This is a genomic window from Priestia sp. SRI_019, from assembly GCF_057586255.1.
On record NZ_JBYCZN010000001.1, the window covers coordinates 1,114,757 to 1,133,172 of the forward strand.

The 18,416-nt window shown below is 36.3% G+C and carries 20 protein-coding genes and 1 pseudogene; 15 read left to right on the top strand and 6 right to left on the bottom strand.

Annotation, left to right across the window (positions count from 1 at the left end):
• Positions 1–56 precede the first annotated feature (56 nt).
• The 6 genes from AC2YJL_RS05800 to AC2YJL_RS05825 all read left to right on the top strand — a co-directional run bounded on the left by AC2YJL_RS05800 (position 57) and on the right by AC2YJL_RS05825 (position 5,506).
• Entirely contained in the window at positions 57–386 is a 330-nt protein-coding gene (locus tag AC2YJL_RS05800) for a PadR family transcriptional regulator (RefSeq protein WP_028409849.1), read from the top strand.
• On the top strand, positions 373–936 hold the full coding sequence (locus tag AC2YJL_RS05805) for an HAAS signaling domain-containing protein (RefSeq protein WP_230933313.1): 564 nt from the start codon (positions 373–375) through the stop codon (positions 934–936). Before AC2YJL_RS05800 ends, AC2YJL_RS05805 begins: the two co-directional genes overlap by 14 nt.
• Positions 926–1,789, top strand: a complete 864-nt coding sequence (locus AC2YJL_RS05810) for a DUF4097 family beta strand repeat-containing protein (protein WP_487374666.1) — start codon at positions 926–928, stop codon at positions 1,787–1,789. The genes AC2YJL_RS05805 and AC2YJL_RS05810 overlap by 11 nt, the downstream gene beginning before the upstream one ends.
• 376 nt (positions 1,790–2,165) lie before the next feature.
• Positions 2,166–3,332, top strand: a complete 1,167-nt coding sequence (locus AC2YJL_RS05815; protein WP_251568549.1) for an alanine dehydrogenase — start codon at positions 2,166–2,168, stop codon at positions 3,330–3,332.
• 21 nt (positions 3,333–3,353) lie between these two features.
• Positions 3,354–4,772, top strand: coding sequence for a sodium/glutamate symporter (locus AC2YJL_RS05820; protein ID WP_251568551.1), 1,419 nt, complete (start codon positions 3,354–3,356; stop codon positions 4,770–4,772).
• 347 nt (positions 4,773–5,119) lie between these two features.
• Entirely contained in the window at positions 5,120–5,506 is a 387-nt protein-coding gene (locus AC2YJL_RS05825; protein WP_230933311.1) for a hypothetical protein, read from the top strand.
• Positions 5,507–5,659: 153 nt separating this feature from the next.
• Here AC2YJL_RS05825 and AC2YJL_RS05830 read toward each other — a convergent pair whose 3' ends face one another.
• Positions 5,660–6,772, bottom strand: coding sequence for a type II asparaginase (locus AC2YJL_RS05830; RefSeq protein WP_251568553.1), 1,113 nt, complete (start codon positions 6,770–6,772; stop codon positions 5,660–5,662).
• A gap of 207 nt (positions 6,773–6,979) precedes the next feature.
• Between AC2YJL_RS05830 and AC2YJL_RS05835 the strand changes: the two are divergent.
• Together AC2YJL_RS05835 and AC2YJL_RS05840 are read left to right on the top strand one after the other, a co-directional pair.
• Positions 6,980–7,262, top strand: a pseudogene (locus tag AC2YJL_RS05835) (glucose PTS transporter subunit IIA); the annotation flags it as partial.
• Positions 7,263–7,416: 154 nt separating this feature from the next.
• Positions 7,417–7,824, top strand: coding sequence for a PTS sugar transporter subunit IIA (locus tag AC2YJL_RS05840; protein WP_308201959.1), 408 nt, complete (start codon positions 7,417–7,419; stop codon positions 7,822–7,824).
• A gap of 108 nt (positions 7,825–7,932) precedes the next feature.
• On the opposite strand, the gene bioC is transcribed toward AC2YJL_RS05840, so the two are convergent.
• Genes bioC through bioF form a run of 3 tightly spaced genes read right to left on the bottom strand, consistent with a single transcriptional unit; the run spans position 7,933 to position 10,671 of the window.
• Positions 7,933–8,757 (bottom strand): malonyl-ACP O-methyltransferase BioC, encoded by an 825-nt coding sequence (gene bioC / locus AC2YJL_RS05845; RefSeq protein WP_230933308.1) that lies wholly within the window; start codon positions 8,755–8,757, stop codon positions 7,933–7,935.
• A complete protein-coding gene (locus AC2YJL_RS05850; protein ID WP_487374667.1) occupies positions 8,750–9,496 on the bottom strand; it encodes an alpha/beta fold hydrolase in 747 nt (248 codons plus the stop codon). Before AC2YJL_RS05850 ends, bioC begins: the two co-directional genes overlap by 8 nt.
• On the bottom strand, positions 9,493–10,671 hold the full coding sequence (bioF, locus tag AC2YJL_RS05855; RefSeq protein WP_251568747.1) for an 8-amino-7-oxononanoate synthase: 1,179 nt from the start codon (positions 10,669–10,671) through the stop codon (positions 9,493–9,495). The genes AC2YJL_RS05850 and bioF overlap by 4 nt, the downstream gene beginning before the upstream one ends.
• A 934-nt stretch (positions 10,672–11,605) precedes the next feature.
• On the opposite strand from bioF, the gene AC2YJL_RS05860 reads away from it, so the two are divergent.
• The 3 genes from AC2YJL_RS05860 (at position 11,606) to AC2YJL_RS05870 (ending at position 12,774) form a co-directional block, all read left to right on the top strand.
• The gene (locus AC2YJL_RS05860; RefSeq protein ID WP_487374668.1) at positions 11,606–11,800 is read left to right on the top strand and encodes a hypothetical protein; all 195 of its coding nucleotides are present in this window, start codon (positions 11,606–11,608) and stop codon (positions 11,798–11,800) included.
• Between the two features lie 145 nt (positions 11,801–11,945).
• Entirely contained in the window at positions 11,946–12,584 is a 639-nt protein-coding gene (locus AC2YJL_RS05865) for a CPBP family intramembrane glutamic endopeptidase (RefSeq protein WP_487374725.1), read from the top strand.
• Positions 12,585–12,627: 43 nt separating this feature from the next.
• Positions 12,628–12,774 carry a hypothetical protein gene (locus AC2YJL_RS05870; protein WP_230933305.1) on the top strand — a complete coding sequence of 49 codons (147 nt, stop codon included), beginning with the start codon at positions 12,628–12,630 and terminating at the stop codon, positions 12,772–12,774.
• Positions 12,775–12,827: 53 nt separating this feature from the next.
• Here the strand turns inward: AC2YJL_RS05870 and AC2YJL_RS05875 are convergent, their stop codons facing one another.
• Positions 12,828–13,541: a hypothetical protein gene (locus AC2YJL_RS05875; RefSeq protein ID WP_025749947.1), complete on the bottom strand. Its 714-nt coding sequence runs from the start codon at positions 13,539–13,541 to the stop codon at positions 12,828–12,830.
• Between the two features lie 608 nt (positions 13,542–14,149).
• On the opposite strand from AC2YJL_RS05875, the gene AC2YJL_RS05880 reads away from it, so the two are divergent.
• On the top strand, positions 14,150–14,533 hold the full coding sequence (locus AC2YJL_RS05880; RefSeq protein WP_251568555.1) for a hypothetical protein: 384 nt from the start codon (positions 14,150–14,152) through the stop codon (positions 14,531–14,533).
• Between the two features lie 197 nt (positions 14,534–14,730).
• Positions 14,731–14,898 carry a hypothetical protein gene (locus AC2YJL_RS05885; RefSeq protein ID WP_153252171.1) on the top strand — a complete coding sequence of 56 codons (168 nt, stop codon included), beginning with the start codon at positions 14,731–14,733 and terminating at the stop codon, positions 14,896–14,898.
• A 398-nt stretch (positions 14,899–15,296) separates the two neighbouring features.
• Here the strand turns inward: AC2YJL_RS05885 and AC2YJL_RS05890 are convergent, their stop codons facing one another.
• Entirely contained in the window at positions 15,297–15,488 is a 192-nt protein-coding gene (locus AC2YJL_RS05890) for a hypothetical protein (RefSeq protein ID WP_050690279.1), read from the bottom strand.
• Between the two features lie 481 nt (positions 15,489–15,969).
• On the opposite strand from AC2YJL_RS05890, the gene AC2YJL_RS05895 reads away from it, so the two are divergent.
• The gene (locus AC2YJL_RS05895; protein WP_230933303.1) at positions 15,970–16,860 is read left to right on the top strand and encodes a LysR family transcriptional regulator; all 891 of its coding nucleotides are present in this window, start codon (positions 15,970–15,972) and stop codon (positions 16,858–16,860) included.
• A gap of 349 nt (positions 16,861–17,209) precedes the next feature.
• A complete protein-coding gene (locus tag AC2YJL_RS05900) occupies positions 17,210–18,412 on the top strand; it encodes an iron-containing alcohol dehydrogenase (RefSeq protein ID WP_230933302.1) in 1,203 nt (400 codons plus the stop codon).
• Positions 18,413–18,416 lie beyond the last annotated feature (4 nt).

Genomic DNA, 18,416 nt, shown 5'->3' on the forward strand with positions numbered 1-18,416 from the left:
AATAAGTACTATACAATAAACAGTAGTGAACTGTGAAAAGAAAAGGGTGAAGAACAGTGAACGTACAATTTAAAAAAGGAGTTTTAGAGCTTTGTGTCCTTGTGTTGCTTGATAAAAAAGACCGCTATGGATATGAGCTAGTTCAAAAAATCTCCGATCAAATTGAAATATCAGAAGGGTCCGTATATCCTTTGCTGCGCCGGTTAACCAAAGAAGAATACTTTACAACGTATTTAAAAGAATCTACAGAAGGTCCTTCACGGAAATATTATCAGCTCACAGATAAAGGAAGAGATTATTTATATGAACTTGTCGATGAGTGGAACGAGTTTTCAAGAGGTGTTAATCAATTAATTAAAGAAGGTGTGAACAATGTCAAAGAGTAGCTTTTTACAGCAGTTAAATGAATCCTTAAAACCATTATCCGCAAAAGAACGGGCAGATATTTTACAAGATTATGAAGAACATTTTTCCATCGGCTTAGAAGAAGGAAAAACGGAAGAAGAAATTGTAACGTCGCTAGGTTCTCCGAATCAAATAGCTAAAGAACTGCTGGCAGATTATCATGTTGAGCAAGCAACAGCTAAGGCAACAACTCAAAATATTTTAAGAGCCACTTGGGCCGTAATTGGTTTAGCTTTTTTTAATGTAGTGATTGTTCTTGGGCCCGCCGTGGCATTAGCTGGCTTCATTTTGTCAGCTTGGGCCATAGGTCTATGTTTCTTGCTATCTCCTATTCTAGTTCTCGGTGAGGCTATTGTACATTCGAGCGGCTTTTTTCTCTTTAATCTTTTTATGTCTTTAGCATTTTGCGGACTTGGATATTTTATTATGTTAGGTATGTTAGTTGTGACGAAGCTAGCTATAAAAGGCTTTGTACGTTATCTAAAATACAATGTATCACTCGTGAAAGGCGGTTTAAAACGTGCTGAATAAAAAGAAACTCTCCATTCTTGCAGGTATTCTCATCCTTGTTGGGATTATAGGAGGCCTCCTTACGTATCGTGCTATTGATCCTGAACCTATTTCAAAAGAAAAAGTTATTAAAAGCAATCAAGTATCAAAGGTAAACATCGATACGGATAATACTCGTGTTCATGTATACCCTAGTAAAGGCAATAATATCAAAGTAACATTAAAAGGCGAAACATCTCCTAACATAAAAAGAGACTTCACTACTGACGTTAGAAATTCAACGCTTTTTATCTCCTATAATGAACAACAGCGCAGCTGGGTCAATTTTGACATTGTGAGTGTATTAAAACCGCTATCCATCAACGTTTATCTGCCTGAAAAACAGTATAATTCATTGGGGATTTCCAGCAACAATGGGTATGTGTCTGTTAAAAAATTACGCGCAGCAGATGTTTCCATTCGCGCAAACAACGGACGTGTAGAATTAGAGAACATTGATTCACAAAACTTGAACACCAGCGTACACAATGGACTTACAAGCATAAAAAATGCTGCAGCAAAAACGGTTCAAGCAAAAGGAAATAACGGGAAAATAACGCTGAGTAAAGTGGAAGGTAGTTTAGAAGGCGAAACGCATAACGGAAGCATCGCTCTTGAAACAGAAGAACTTGATCGAGATATTGACTTTAAAACGCACAATGGAAAGATTAAGATTACGACGGAAAAAGAACCAAGTAACGTTCAATTTAACGTTTCTGTCGACAACGGGAAAGTAGATATCTTGAATAAATATGATGGGGACGCTGTTATTGGAAAAGGAAAGAATATCATTAAACTAGCCACTCATAACGGCAGTATTTCAGTAATAAAGTAGCCTGTTAGCTATACGGCACAAAGCGCATCTGCAAAAAAGCAGAGGCACAGCTAGCCGCAGATAATCAAAAAAGGGTTTCACTCATTGAATGTTGATGAGTGGAACCTTTTTTTCTATGCAAGGTTAATACGGTAACAGCTTGTCATGACACGTGTAAATAGGCGTTAATTTCAAATTCTTTTGAATTTTTATTCATTTTAATTTATAATTTGGTAAGTAAATGCAGAATAAAGTTCTATTAGAACAATCTCTCCAAAGTTTGTGTGGAGCAAGATAAAGTACATTTATTTTAGTCTGAAAATTTATAATAGTTTCTTTAAACTTAAGACCACGCATGAAGGAGAGGCATTTACAAAACTAACTTAGGGGGATCAACATGGTATTTGGCGTATTAAAAGATAAGAAAGTGGGAGAATATCGAGTCATTATGACACCTTTAGAGGTTGCTGCTATTAAAGACGATGGCCATACGGTTCTTGTTCAAAAAGATGCTGGCGCCTTAGCGGGATTTACGAATGAACAGTATGAAAAAGAAGGGGCAGAAATAGTAGAAACAACAGAAGAGATGTATGAAAGATGTGACTTTATAGCAAAAGTTAAAGAGATTGAAGAAAATGAGTATAAGTTGCTCAAGGAAAATCAAATTATCTATACGTGTATACATCCAGCGGCACACAAAGAGCAGGTACAGGCTATACTCGATAGCAGATGTATTGCATTCACAGCGGAGGATTCACATCGATTTGGTTCAGTAAACTGTGAAGCAGCAGGAAAACAAGGCGCACTAATGGGGCTGCAAGCCATGCTGACGATTAACGGAGGAAAAGGAAAATTTGTTAGTGGCTTAGCTGGAGCTCCTGGTATGAAGGTACTGATTCTTGGAGGAGGACTAGTAGGAAGGTCAGCTCTGCAGGTGTTACATTCATTAGGCGCGTGGTGTACGGTTATGGATGTAAATTACGGAACGTTAAGAGATATTGGTAAAACGTATAATGAAAAAGTGAATACACAGCTATCAACTAAGCAAAATATTAAAAAATTGCTTCCTGAAACTGATATGGTGATTAACTGTGTGAAATGGCCAAAGGAACGGAAAGATTATTTAATAGATTGTGATATGCTCAATTTAATGGAAAAGGGATCAGTTATTGTAGATATTAGCAATGATACTGATGGTGCAATTGAGTCTTTCCGTGAAACAACTCATGAACATCCTACATATATTGAAAATGGTGTCGTTCATTACTGTGTAAGCAACATTCCTGGAGCGATTGCTAATTCTACTTCTGTAGCTTATGCAGCGTCCGTGCTGCCACATATTCAGTCCATCTTAAATTTGGGTGTAAAATCAGCCTGTATCAAAGATGGATTTTTAAGACGCAGTTTAACAGCTTATAAAGGATACCTTACACATGAAGAAACAAGTGCTATCCAAAATAGACCTTGGATCAGACCAGAGGACGTATTACATATACAAGAGGAGAAACTAGAGCCAGCACCGCCAGCTACATCAACGAGATCAACTAATTTTTTAAGCATGTAACGTGATGAAAGGAGGATATTAATGACTGTATATACGATACTAGTAGATTTTGCTTGTGCCAGCGTTCTGATTTTAATAGGCATGCTGCTTCGTGCAAAATTTAAATTTATCCAAAGAAGTTTTATTCCAGCAAGCTTATTGGCAGGTTTTTTAGGTTTAGCACTAGGACCTAGCTTTCTAAATGTTCTACCTTTTTCTGAAGATATTAGCTCCTATGCAGGGATTATTACCATTTTTGTATTTGCAGCAGTTGGAATAAACGGGTTTTCTTTTTCACCCGGCAATATGAAAAAAGATATTAATCGAATGGGCGCATATGCTACTTATAAAATTCTTTGTATAGGCCTTCAAATGTCTATTCCGATTGTCTTTTCTATTTTAGTGATTTCAAAGTTTGCTCCAGAAATTAATAACGGATTTGGTTTACTTTTAGCAGCCGGATTTTATGGAGGACATGGAACAGCGGCAGCGGTAGGTACAACCTTTGAAAACTTAGGCTGGGAAAATGCAACGGACTTAGGAATGACCGCTGCTACTGGCGGTATTTTAGCAGGTATTTTTGGTGGACTTATTTTTATAAAATGGGCAACTCGAAAGGGATACACTCATTACGTAAAAGACTTCTCGGAAATTTCGGAAGATCTAAAAACTGGATTAGTTCAGCCTAAAAATAGAACGGCAATGGGGAATGACACTATTTCACCAATTGCGATGGATCCATTAGCCTTTCATTTAGCATTATTAGTTGTGCCATCAGGTTTGGGTTATCTATTAAATAACTATATTGCGACTGCTTGGGGACTAGAATTCCCAACGTTTACAATAGCATTTTTAATAGCACTGCTTATGTACATATTGCTAGGCAAAGGAGAAAAAGGAGTTTATAAATACGTCGATAGTAAGATAGTCGACCGTTTGGGCAGTGCAGCAACCGATTTTCTTGTATTTTTCGGTGTAGCTTCAATTAAATTACCTATCGTTGTGGAATATGCACTTCCACTTGGTTTATTAATGCTTTCTGGCATAGCAATAGTAGTGGTGATGCTAGTCGTAATTGGACCAGCCATGAACTATGAAAGCTGGTTTGAACGTTCTATATTTGTGTATGGCTATTCAACAGGTGTATTTGCTATCGGACTTACATTATTAAGAATTATTGACCCTAATAATAAATCAAAAACACTTACAGATACAGCAGTAGTTGGACCGCTTAATACACCGTTAGAATTATTTGCATGGTCAGCAGGGCCTGTTATGCTGCTAAGCGGACAGCACTGGACGTTTGTTGGGATTTTTGCAGGCATATCGATTCTATGTTTCGTCATTGCTAGAATCTTCAAATGGTGGCACTGGAAGGTTCCTTTAGGAGAACGCCCTCCTGTTCCATTAGATAGAAATGAAAGTTTTGTTCAAATAACTGGAGAACATATTGAAAAATAACGTAGATTAAATAAAATATGCATACTAAACTCATTGTATTTATATCTTATGAATGAGAGACAAGAGCCCGTAAACGTATGTTTACGGGCTCTTACAATGCAACGAGAAGCTTGTGATAAGAAGGGGAAATTCTTCAGTTTTCTAACAGGATTTTTCTCTTGTCTTTCCTCCTGAACGAATTGTTCGCAATGGACTTACATTAAGCTTCTGATAAGTCCTATTGTACTCTCCATAAGCAGAAAACTTTAAAAAATGTACCTTCTTTTATGCTGAAAAAGGAATATTTTTTAAAGTGATACGATACTATTTTCTGATACAACCTATTCCTGCGAAAGGAGCAAAAATAAATGAAACGATATGTTGCCTACGGCTTGTTGCTCACAGTGTCTTTAGTATTTGCGGTTTTTTTAATTGTTGATTGGCGCCAATACGAAACTGGGTTAGAACACGCTATTAAGCCTGCTGATAAGAACTATGAGAACAGCGAAAACTATGTTTCTGACAAACGTATGATAGATGTCATTGTAAAGCTAACGGAAGAAAGCCCTGCAACATTTGGAACAAGATTAAAAAGTGCGCAAAGAGTAGATGAGAAACGTGTCCATGTGAATACCAATAAGCTAGAGGGCATTATTGAGTTAAAGGATATAAAAGGTAAGACTTTGGTATGGCGTGTGCTAGACGCCACATCAACTCATTTAATTATAGAAAGTAAGAACTGGGGAAATGAATAAGGGACCTACGGATGGTTTCTTTCTCAATTAAAAGAGGCTGAGATAAAAGTATGTTAGTGATGTCTCAACCTCTTTATGTCCTTCTTATAAGCTGCCATTACCGATTGTTCTTAAAAAATTTAGTCAAAACAGAGGATGAAAGATATTTTTGATTTAATACTCATTAAAGTAGGTTTGAATCTTTTGAGGATCCTTTGTTTTCGTTAAAGCAAGCATTAAAAGAATACGGGCTTTTTGTGGATTTAGCGAATCGGATGTCACAAACGTATCTTTATCATCTGATTCTTCATGTGTCACAACTCCGCTTCCTACCCGGCTAGATCTAACAATAACTACGCCTTTTTTTACCGCATCTCTAGCACCTGTTATGGCAGCATCGGATAGCAGTCCATTTCCTGCTCCTGCAACGACTATTCCTTTTGCTCCAGCTTTTACGGCTGTGTCATAAAAGTTCCTAGAATCGTTTTGATACCCATATATGATATCTACTTGAGGAAGCTTATCTAATTTTGATACATCGAATATTGATTGTGTTGTATGCTTGCGAGTTGGTTTGTTATAAAATATTACCTTATCTCCAGCTATTTCTCCTACATATCCTTGTTCAGGGGATTTAAACGTATCTACTGCCGTTGTATGTGTTTTTGTTATATAACGAGCTGCACCAATTCGATCGTTAAGCGCTACTAAAACGCCGGTATTTCGTGCGTCCTTCGTAGAGGCAATTTTCACTGCATTATACAAGTTTAGCGGTCCATCTGCACTTATAGCGGTAGCTGGTCTCATTGAACCAACCACAACCACAGGCTTATCACTCTTTACTACTAAATTTAGAAAATAAGCCGTTTCCTCCATCGTATCAGATCCGTGCGTCACGACAATTCCATCAACATCCTTAGAAGCTAATAGTGTATTAATTCGCTTCGCTAACTTTAACAAAATGCTGTTATCTATATTTTGACTTCCGATATTTACGACCTGTTCTCCGCTTACATTCGCTATTTTTTTCAACTGAGGAACAGCTTTGATAATTGTTTTAATGTTAAGAGCTCCTGATTCATATCCAGTTGTGTCTGTGCTGCTTTTAGAAGAGCCTGCAATCGTACCTCCAGTGGCCAAAATCTTTATATTAGGCTGCTCTTCTTTCACTGAATGTTTTACAGTCATTTTAGAATCATTTACCGATGCATTGACCAATGATAAAGGTCCCGAAAATAAGATAACGCTTGATAAAAAGGTGATGCTTACTGTTCTTTTCAGTTTCATCGTTACTTAGCTCCTTTTAGGCAAAAGACATGTAACGGTATTATTGGTAATTTGAATTTAAAATATCCAATCATTTGTCCGCACGAAGAATAAATGGATAAACGCATTATTCTTATGAGATCCTTCTTGTTTTTTCTGCTTTTTAAGATACATGATATAAACGTAAAATGGATTTCAGAAAGGGGTAAAGCAGTCTAGTAGCATCCTCTTCCTGTCGGAATATTAGGTATTGGAGAACCACTTATTTATGGAGTTATTCTTCTATTAGGACGCCGTTCATTACGGCTTGTATCGGTGGAGAAATTGGAGGAGCCGTAATTGGAATGTTCGGAAACGTTGGTTCCATCGCTATCGGTCCATCTGGTTTCGCTTTAATTCCATTAATTGCTCACGGTTTATGGCTGAAATATATCATTGCCTTGCCTTACTTGCAGGATATGCTGGAGGGTTCACCTGCACATATTTATTTGGCATACCAAAAGAGGCTATTACAGAAGGCTCTAATAACAAAGAAGTACCTGAAGCGAAGGCAAAAACTAAAGTTGCTGCAACAGGTGAGCAAAAAGAAATGAACGATACAACTTTAGGAAGCGCATTCAAACTTCCGTTTGACGGATATATTGTGCCTCTAGAAGACGTCCCTGATGCTGTTTTTTTCTTCAAAGATGCTGGGAGACGGTTTTGCCATCGAACCAATTAATAATATTCTTGTTTCTCCTATCAATGGGGAGGTTGTTAGCATCTTTCCTACAAAACATGCCATAGGTCTAAAAACAGATCAAGATCTAGAGTTATTAATTCACGTAGGGTTAGAAACAGTGAACTTGAACGGGAAAGGGTTTACATGTCTAATTAAAGAGGGAGAAAAGGTTACACAAGGAACCCCGCTTTTAAAAATAGACCTAAACTACATTAAAGAAAATGCTAAATCACTTGTTACACCAATCATCTTTACAAATTTATCTGAACATAATCAAATACAGTTATTAAAAACAGGGTACAATGAGCAAGGTATAACAAATATTATTGAGCTAGTTTCTAAAAAACAGTAAGTTAATTAAATCTAATTGATTATTTAAGGGTACTTTTCTAAATAGAAGAGTACCCTTTTTTACTGGCGGCAATTCATCACCTCTAGAGAGTAACCAGGGCTGGATTGGCTATTGGTTCGTTTTTGTAATATTAAACATTAAGCAATGATAGGTTACTTTTACGCCATTTTCGTCACGATGATTATTTTCATATAAATTGATCAACTGACGAAAAAAGGAAGGGCGCTGACAGTAGCTTTCCTCGTTACTGTTACTTGCTCCAATCTTTTTTATTGATGTAAAAAATGCCTGGACCGTCGGAAAGTATTGAATCTCTAGGTTCTCCATTTTTAATAGTTTAAATGGATGCTCTCTCAATGGAACTAATGCTTGTTCACAAATTTGAGACAACTCTTCAAGAGAAAAAAACAATTGGCCAGGTGAACTGTTACTGAAAAGACCAAGCTTTTGTTTCGCATGACTGTAGCATGAATGAAGCTCTTGAAATGTACGATTTCCAAAGGTTGAAAATAGCAAGCTGCCTGTAGGCTTAAGTTGTTTATACAATTTTTTGATTGTCGTATGAAGACTATTAAACCACTGAAATGTTGCATTCGAAATAATAAGGTCGTAATGTCCTTCTATACTTATTTCCTCGATATCTCCGCATATGAAAGAAACTCGATTTTCCCTTATTTTTTTCTTTGCTAACTCAATCATTCCTGATGACAAATCAACTGCTGTAATAGCAGCCTTAGGAAATTTTTTGCACAATAATTTTGTTAAATAACCCGTGCCGCAGCCAATTTCAAGAATAGCTATTTCCTGGTTAAAGAAATTGGTGGAAAGCTGATCTATTAACTGGTTTGCCATGCTTTTTTGTACATCGGCATAAGCATCATAAGTTTTAGCATGATTATTGAATCTTTTCTTTAAAAGTTGCTTATTAATCATAAATGAGCTCCTTTTCGAGAAATTTTTCTATAAGTTGCGTACAGTGCTGAGGCTTTGTAAAAAAAGGAATGTGGCCAGCTTTTTCTAAAATACACAGCTGCGCTTTTCCACCAATCCTTTCAGCTATGAAAGAAGAAGACTCAGGTAAACATATTTGATCATCTTTTCCATGGATCAACAAACAAGGAGTTTGAATTTGATTGAGTTGCATTCTAACATCTTTTTGGAGTAAATAATCCAGCCCTGTAAGGAGGGAGTGCGTACTGTCTCCTTGATAATCACGCTGAACAACTTCCATAAATTGATGGTGAAATTCTTCTTCTTTTTCAGATTTAGTGAACATAGCGTTATAAAATGCAATAAGGGTTTTTTCTTTATTACGCTGTAGCTGTTTTTTCATACGTTCAATGATACGTTGCTCCCATCCAAATGTATTATGCACGTCGTTTGTAAAGCGACTAGTTCCGCCAATTAATATGAGTCCTTCTATCTTGTAAGAGTATAAACTTGCAAGTTCAAGCGTTAAAAGGGAACCTAATGACCAACCTATTAAATAAACAGTACCTTGAGTAGAAGTAAGCAATTGGATTGCTCGTTCTCTAAAGTCACTTAGTTCTTTTACATCTCTCCAGTCTGTACACAAAACGTTACATATAGTAGACAATGGTTTTATGATCGGATGAAACGCTGCTTTTTCCATTCCCCATCCGGGAAATATTATAATAGTGGCTTGTTTCATTGAATCACACTCATTTCTTTTCCAATTAGAGAAATTCTCTTTATGGCCCAATTTAAATCTTCTCGAGTATGATCGGCTGTTACAGTAAAACGAATTCTTGCTTTATTCTCAGGAACAGTAGGGGGCCTAACTGGAATAGCAGCAATTCCCTCTTTCTGTAAGCGCTCTGCAAACTGCATTGTTCTTTTGTTTTCTCCTGTCAAAATTGGAATGATTTGAGATTGACTTTCGCATGTGTCGAATCCTTCGTATGTAAGTGCTTTCCTAAAAAATAGTGCATGTTGTTGAAGAATTGCGCGACGCTCTGTGTCTTGTTGCACCTTTTCAATCGCACCCGTTATTGCACCGAGTATAGCAGGGGGAAGAGCAGTTGAATAAATGAGTCCTCGCATTCTATTTTTTAAATAATCTATGAGCCACTGTTTTCCGGTAACATAAGCTCCAAATGACCCCAGCGCTTTACTAAACGTTCCCATTTGAATATCAATTTTATCTTGCAGATCAAGAAAATGCGCATACCCTTCACCACTTTTTCCGTATACACCGCTTGCGTGAGCTTCATCAACCATTAGTAGAGCGTTATACTGCTCTTTTAATTTAACAAGATCCTCGAGCTTGGCAAAGTCACCATCCATGCTGAAAACAGTATCTGTTACAATTAACTTTCGTGACTCCAAGGGAACTTTTTTTAATGAATTTTCCAGGTCGTTCATATCGTTATGGCGATAGCGTTGAATTTTTGCACGGCTCAGTAGGGATCCATCAATGATACTTGCATGATTTAACTTATCGCTGAAGATGAAACCATTACGCGGAACCAAGGCTGAGATGATTCCTAGGTTTGCATTATAACCACTATTGATAATAATTCCTGCCTCAGCTTTCTTCCAATTAACAAGTGCTCTTTCTGCTTTCTCATAAAGAGAGTGATTTCCTATTATTAAGCGTGAAGCTGTTGCTCCTATTCCATATGTCATCACAGCATCACTCATTGTTTTCTTCAGGCCATTATCTCCTGCGTAGCCTAAATAGTTATTAGAGGCAAGGTTTAACATCCTATGTCCATTGACTATAAGCCATGGTTGTTCAGCAAATTCTGTAGTAACAAGGTGCCGTTTTTGAAAAATTTCATCTAAATAGGCAAGTTCTCTTTTAATATCCTCTTCCCAATCCAATACGCTTTCACCACCGACAATAAGATTAGTTAACTTTATTTTTAATATAGTTAACATATATATCTAATCACTCCTTTAGAAGAGTGTCAAGATAAAATGGTTAAGTGTCATGTTAAATCAGGAGACGTAGTTTATAGCTTATTACTTCATAAATCTCAACACTACATGAGATGAAAGAGGTTATAAAAACTCTTAAATAAAAGAAACAAACTCCTAATGGTAGGGAGTTTGCTTCTTTTTGTTTTTTAAATACTCCTGTTTAATAACAAACGTCTTTTCCAACATGTTTTCGATTTATTTACACGCATCATAGTAATCTAGCAATTTTATTTGCTTTACTAAACACTTCATATTGATTATCCTCTTTTTCTTAGTTATAATGTAATTGTTACATTTGTAATAATAATGTAATATATTTGTAACTTATATACATTTTTGCGATGTTAGATAGAATGGTAGCTAATTTTAAAAAATGAAAAGCTGTTTATGGATAAGACCTTAGCGGTTGTGGTAGCAGCCGTGAGGTGAAAACTTTAGATAAAAAGGTGAGGACGATGTTGAAAAAAATATTTATTTTAGTTGTTCTAGGATATATATTCTTGAGTAGCAAGTATTTTCTTCAAAATTATGTGTATGCGGGCACATATGAGCAGGATATAAAGGTTAACGATGACTTGGTGTCGAGTCTTCTTGTAGAAAAAGCTGTTTTTTAACGGCTTTTAAGACGCTGAATTTTATATAAAGAGGTAATGGGTAGAGTTGTAATGTCTTAATATTGTCAGTCTCTTTCCTTATCTTCAAAGGTAAAAAGCAGGCGGTAGTTAAAATGTTTGCAGGACTTCGGGTCCTAATAGATTTTTACATTGCCTAGACAATAACGAAGTAGAGAAGAAAGATGTAATTGAGAAGAGAAGGCTGAGGGAGTAAGAATAAAATGAAAAACTATTTAAATGTGGAAGAAGGAAAAAATAGCTGGAAGCGTTATGTAAGTACAACAATCCTTGCTTCTGTATTTATGCTGTTAGGATCAGTTAGTTATATTATTGCTGAAATGATAATGGTTGCAGCTGATGAAAGTGGAAAATCATATTTTGATTTTGATAGCGGAGTAGCTGATGGTTGCAGCTGATGAAAGTGGAAAATCATATTTTGATTTTGATAGCGGAGTAGCTGTAGGAATCAATGCTAATCTTGATTTTCTGTTGTCTCATATTATGTACATATGCTGGGTTTTTGGTTTATGGATCGGGGTTCGTTTTATTCACAAACGAAGAATGAAATCATTAATCACTGCTAACAAACGTGTGAATTGGAAAAAAGTAATATGGGCTTTTGGAGCTTTTAGCCTGTTACTAATCGTTTCACAATTAATTGATGTCGTGTTTAACCACTCGGATTATTCATGGAATCATGTAAGTTTAAAAGAGTATGCCCTGTTAGTACTGATCACGCTTTTATTAGTACCTATTCAAACAACAACGGAGGAGCTGTTTTTTAGAGGGTTTCTTCTTCAATGGGTGAGTAAGAAAGTGAAGCGTCCTATTTTACTTGCTATTATTGTCGGACTAATGTTTTCAATAGGTCATTTTGCTAATCCTGAAATGAATAAATCGATTATATTGGTGGGACTAGATTATATTGTAGCTGGTTTTGCTCTTACATATATCGCGATTAAAACAAAAAGCTTAGAAATTACCATTGGCGCACACGCAGCCAATAACATGTTTCTCGCTCTATTCCTTACAACAGACGACTCTGTTTTCGGATCTATACCGAGTTTGTTTAAGGTAGCTAACACTGAGCCAGGAGCTAATCTTATTTGGTCGATTGTTATGTTTAGTGTTTTCTATATCTTATGTAGAGGGAAGATAAAAAAGGAAGAAGCAGCTGACAAAGATCAGCTTATTGCTTAAATTAGCAGAACCAATAACTAAACAGGATAGGAGATGTAACAGAGTGAGTGGAAATCACAATGAAAATAAACCATTGACTCGTGCAGAAATGAAGCGAGGCCACTTAGCTACTCAACATCGCATTTTGAATGTACTTATCGTTCTTGCATCGATTGCTGCAGTATATCTAGTAATAAAAACCATACTTTAAAAGAGCAGCATTAAATGCTGCTCTTTTTATTTTGTGAAAACACGCGCACGCAACTACCAATTGAAAAAAGCTTTTAACGAAATCATTGTAGCCGCGTAGATAAGAGATGAGATTAAAAAGGTAGGCAAATGCGCATGTTTTTCAAAAGGGAGCTCTTTACTGATCACGTTAAATAACATTGCACCTGAACTAAAAGCAATCATCGACTCAATAAGCAGTCCTGATGAGGGTCCGAAAACGCCCAGAATGGACCCAAGAAAAGTTGCTCCGGCCAGCATATAGCGGCCTCTAGTTTTGTGTAAGCGCGGATGTTTTTTTCCTAGATGGTAAGACCACCCGATAAAATGAAGGCTGATAGCCAGTCCGTAGAATACTGATTCAACTCGCTTAACATCGGTTGAAAATACGACATAAGAAATGATAAAAGAATAAACCATAAAAAAACTAGCCTGTACCATGTACACGGTCAGTTCCGTTAGGTGTGTGGCTGCTTTTGTCTGAGCAAATGAATACACAGAAAAATAGACGAGTAAGCCGAGAAGACCAAGAAAATATAGTTCAGTATCAAGGGCTAGCGAACCTCCAAACTCTTCTTGTTTCTTATGAAGCGTCGGTAAGATATAAATAAATACATAGGCAATAGCTACACCGCCTGATAATGAGAGCAGCTTTTGCTCCCCGATTGGAGAACGTTCGACAATCGTTAATGCGTATAGTTGAATGAGAATAAAAACAATACCTATTATGATTGATTCAATTGTAACCATGATGGTCTCCTTTTAAGGTTCACTTTTAGGGTTTAATTCCCTTTAATAGAAGAAGAGAAACCATGATTTAGATGGAAACATTGCTCAATTATAGATAGATGTTCGTAAACGTCATACTTTTAAGAATGGTGTTCGTTTATAGTATATACATATTTTACTTACTTATTATTAGCTAGAGAAAGGGTATTTATTATAAAGGAAAGCTGTTGAGTTCGTGGGTGAAGGCATATCCATTCTGTATTTTGGTATAGCTAGAACTTTTAAATGGCGGCCCTGAAGGATTCCTTTAAGAGAACACTTTCCTATTCCTTTTATTTATTATGTTAACTAAGAAACAACATTATGATATAAAATATAGAAAAAATGTTATTATATAGATATTGTTTTAAAAACAAAATGATGTATGGGGGATATCAGCTAATATGTTTTTTGTCATTATAGGATTTATAGCCGTCTTTATCACTTTATGTTCGTTAGAAGCTAAGCTAAGAACGATAGTGAAACAAAATGATAGATTAATTAAATTACTTGAAAAAAAGAACAGATAATAACAAAAAATCACCTAATAGGATAGTTGGGTGCTTTTTTACCGTGGAGGAGGATTTAAATTGAAAAGGAATTTTTTATTTTTAGGACTTATATCTATTTTTTTATTAGTATTGGGTAGCTGTGGTAGCAAAGAAGAAAGTGTGCGTTTCGAAGGTGAAGGAGATCAGTGGAAAGCTTTATATCTTTTAAATAAAGGAGAGAATACTGAAAACGGACAAGGCAGTATTATCTATAAAGGAAAAGACAAAGAGAAAGTAGGAAAAGTTTCTTATGTCGTGGAAGGGGAAACAAGCAAATTATCAGGTACGGATGACGAGACAGGTGGGAAAATTAATTTAAATGGGAGCTGCAGCGGATGTGCGACTCAAAGCAGCAGCACTCCTTTTCATGTGACAGTAAAATGGAATGGGAAAGAAGATAAATTTGATTTAACATCTAAGTAGAGCGATAAAACGTTGTATGTATATGAAACTACAAACCTGACCACATTAATAATGTATTTTTCCTATTCTAATAAAGTTAAAAATCCTTTGCCTACATCAGGGAAGGATTTTTTTAAAAAAATCTTGTATTTATTGGTTGTTTATCTAAATAAAGGGGAATCACATACAGTAAGAGCATACAAAGGGGATAAATAGTAGTGACAAATTATAGGTACTATACGGGATCCCTGTTCGTCAGGGAATTAGAACGTTTAAAAGAAGAATATATTCAACTTGATCTCGACGATGTGAAAAGAATGGTTGAAGAAGATATTTTACTGCTAGAAAAAGCGGTGAATATGTTGTCTACGAATACAGTTTATTAAATGAAGCAACTTACTTAAGATGCAATAAAGCATTATCTAACGACTACTGTTCATTCAATTTTAAAAAAAGCTACCTCTTTTGACTGGGAAGAGGTGGTCGTTTTCAATTTCCAGACTGGATAGGGCATACTAAATAAAAAAACGTTTGAAAGCATTTTATAATATTTTCTAGTTTCTAAGAAATATTGCCCAAACAAAAAAGGACATTTCTTCTATGCCCTGTTCCCTCGTATCAGCCCCGCCTACGCTAAATACTATGACAGCCACTCATGCCATCCAACCTATACTTAGTATAAACGAAAACGTTTACAAAGTAAAGATAATGATGAAATATTCTGTCTATTTTTTATATGAAACTTATCTATTTCGAATAATATCAAATATGATAGGTGACGTTTTTAATGTCTAGAGATTAACTCACTCATTAATCTGTTTAAAGCAATGTGTAATATATCATGTTCTGTATACTCTTGTTCAAAGGCTAGACTTCTTTTTTCTTTTTTCTTCAACAACTTTTTAATTTCATCACATAAATAAATCTGAGAATCCAAAAGCTTTATTTCTTTTCTATCCTCTATTTGTTTAGACATGAAATCAACTCCTTTATGACTCTTTAAGAAACTATTCTATCTTAAAAAGTAAAAATCCTTCTTCTATTACATCGGAATAACATAATAGGGTTTATCAGAAGGAACAACCTTAGATTAGAGAAAAATGGATCCTGTTTTTTTGTTTTTGAGAAACAATGTGTCAACAATGCTACAAGATGTTTTATTTTTTGGCTGAAAAAAGGTAGGTCTTTTCTGTTTTGACTCTGTATATCGTGTTCAATCTTAGTTACTATAATCATTTTTAAAGGAACCAATCAAGTAGAAGAATTCTTGGATCAGTTCTGTTTGCTGTCCAAGGTTCTTTTTCCGGAATAAGCAGCTTTGCATCATACATTCTTGATATGCAAACGTTCCTCTGAGAAGCGAGTAGTGAAAGACATTACGCTTACAAGCAGCACGAGTGAAATGATATATTTAGAATAATAATATTATTGGTGAAAATGATTTAGGAGAGAAAACTATGGAACTCAAACAGTTAAAAATTTTTCAAATTGCTGCCAGAGAACTAAACTTTACTCGAACAGCTGAAATCCTTCACTATGCTCAATCAAGTGTAACAGCTCAGATTAAATCTCTTGAGGAAGAACTTGCTGTCCGACTTTTTGACCGGTTAGGGAAACGGGTTATCTTAACTGACGCTGGAAAGCGCTTCAAGCTATATACGGACAAAGTGCTTGATTTAACCGAAGAGGCAAGGGAGACTGTAGGTGGGAATGAAGAGCCTAGCGGGACGTTAACAATATGTGCTTCAGAAACCCAATGCACCTATCGCTTACCAGCTTTGCTGAAACTATTTCAAGCTCGTTTTCCTAAAGTAAAACTGATTTTCCGACCTGGAATTTCTGAAAATGATTTTGAGGATTTACTTGCTCAAGGTCTCATAGATGCTGTTTTAATGTCTATGACTCGCATTAACTCGGACAAGCTGATTGCCGAGCAGCTTGTCTCGGAACCTATTGTTATAGTAAGTCCGCCGAATCATCCTTTAGCTGATAAATCTGAAGTAAGACCTGCGGACCTAGACGGTCAGTCGCTGCTTTTTACTGAGAAATGTGATTATCGGAATATATTTGAAGCATCACTTGTTGATGCAGCCGTTCAACCGTTATGTGATCTTGAACTTGGTGATGTAGAAGCCATCAAAAAATGTGTAATAGCTGGAATTGGAATAGCAGCATTACCTAAGCTAGCAGTGGAGAAGGAAATAGAGGAAGGGAGCATGAGTGTATTAAGATGGAAAGGTCCAGAGTTTCCAATTGTAACTCAGCTGGTCTGGCATAAAGACAAATGGGTGTCTCCAGCTTTGAGTGCTTTTTTAGATGTAACTAGAGAAGTAATACTGGATCATTAAGGGGATTAGTATTTGAATCTATTTTTATTGAACACCAAGATTGGTTTGCATAAATAAATTGATTACATAGTATAGAGATTACTAATCGTTTTTTTAGATAGTAACCATCTGAATATTCATCTGTCCTGATTGAGAATAGACTTGTATTATATATGATAAGAAGTTTGTTGGATATACATATAGTTTATTTATGTTCTCTACTACCTTGCTATTCTGTATGTGTATTGCCTAAACTATCATCAGTATAAGTTATCTGCAGCCTAACAGTTGAATCTGCTAATGGTAGAGAAGGTTAGGTTAAAATTTAATTAAGAGATGTATTAGAATTTAGACAATAGGAGGGGTATAAATGAAATCCTATAACTATTTTTGTTCTACTCAAATTGAGGTAGGAACGGGAAAAGCTAAAGAATTGCCAGAAATGCTAAAATCCCTAAATATTGGTTCATCCATTTTAATTGTGAGTGATCCAGGTGTGGTTCATGCAGGACTAGTTTCACCAATTACAACGGCCCTGGAGGCTTCTGGTTACCGAGTATTGTTATTCGACTCCATTGAACAAAATCCTCGAGATACAAATTGTTTGGAAGGTGCAAAATTATTTTGTGACTTTGGTGCAGATGCAGTTGTTGCCATTGGTGGCGGAAGTGCAATGGATACAGGAAAAGCTATTGCGCTGTGCGGCCCAAACGGCGGGAAACCATCTGACTATGCAGACGGCCGACTTCTGTATTCAAACATCGCGCCAGTTATTTGTATTCCAACTACTTCAGGCACAGGATCAGAGGTAACTCGTTCTGCCGTAATTACGGAAGCATCTACACATCGGAAAATGACACTCAAACATGCTTCATTAAGACCTGTCTTGGCGATTCTTGATCCTGAACTAACATTAAGTCTTCCGCCGTCAGTTACTGCTGCTACTGGCATTGATGCACTCGTTCATGCGATTGAAGGTTATACGTGTAAAGTAACAAATCCTATTTCACAAGCGCTCGGGGCTCAAGCAATGAGAACCATTGTTTCGGCATTGCCTATCGTTTTCCGCGACGGCAAAAATGAAGCGGCTCGTCAAGACATGCTGGAAGGAAGTCTCTTAGCAGGCCTTTGTTTTGGATCTGCAGATGTTGCCTCAGTACACTGCTTAGCAGAAGCGCTTGGAGGACTTTATGATACCCCGCATGGAGTTGCCAACGCAGTGTTTTTACCATATGTATTAAAGTTCAATTCTATGGAGAATAAGCACTTACATGCGACATTAGCAAGGTATATGAACTTTGCCAAGGATTCAGATTCAGATGAAATAGCTGTTGAAAAATTAATTCAAGGGATTATAGAGCTAACCGAATTATTAAATATTCCTAAATTAAAAGATTTAGAGGGTGTAAAGAAAGAAGACTTTCCGAGCATTGTAAGGTTGGCCATGCAAAACAACTCAACATCAAGTAACGTCCGTTTAATTACGGAGACTGATTATATGCAAATTCTTGAACAAGCTTACTTTAACTCTGTAGATCGAAATTGGGATTCTGGAGTAGAGAGCTTGAATTAAAGAA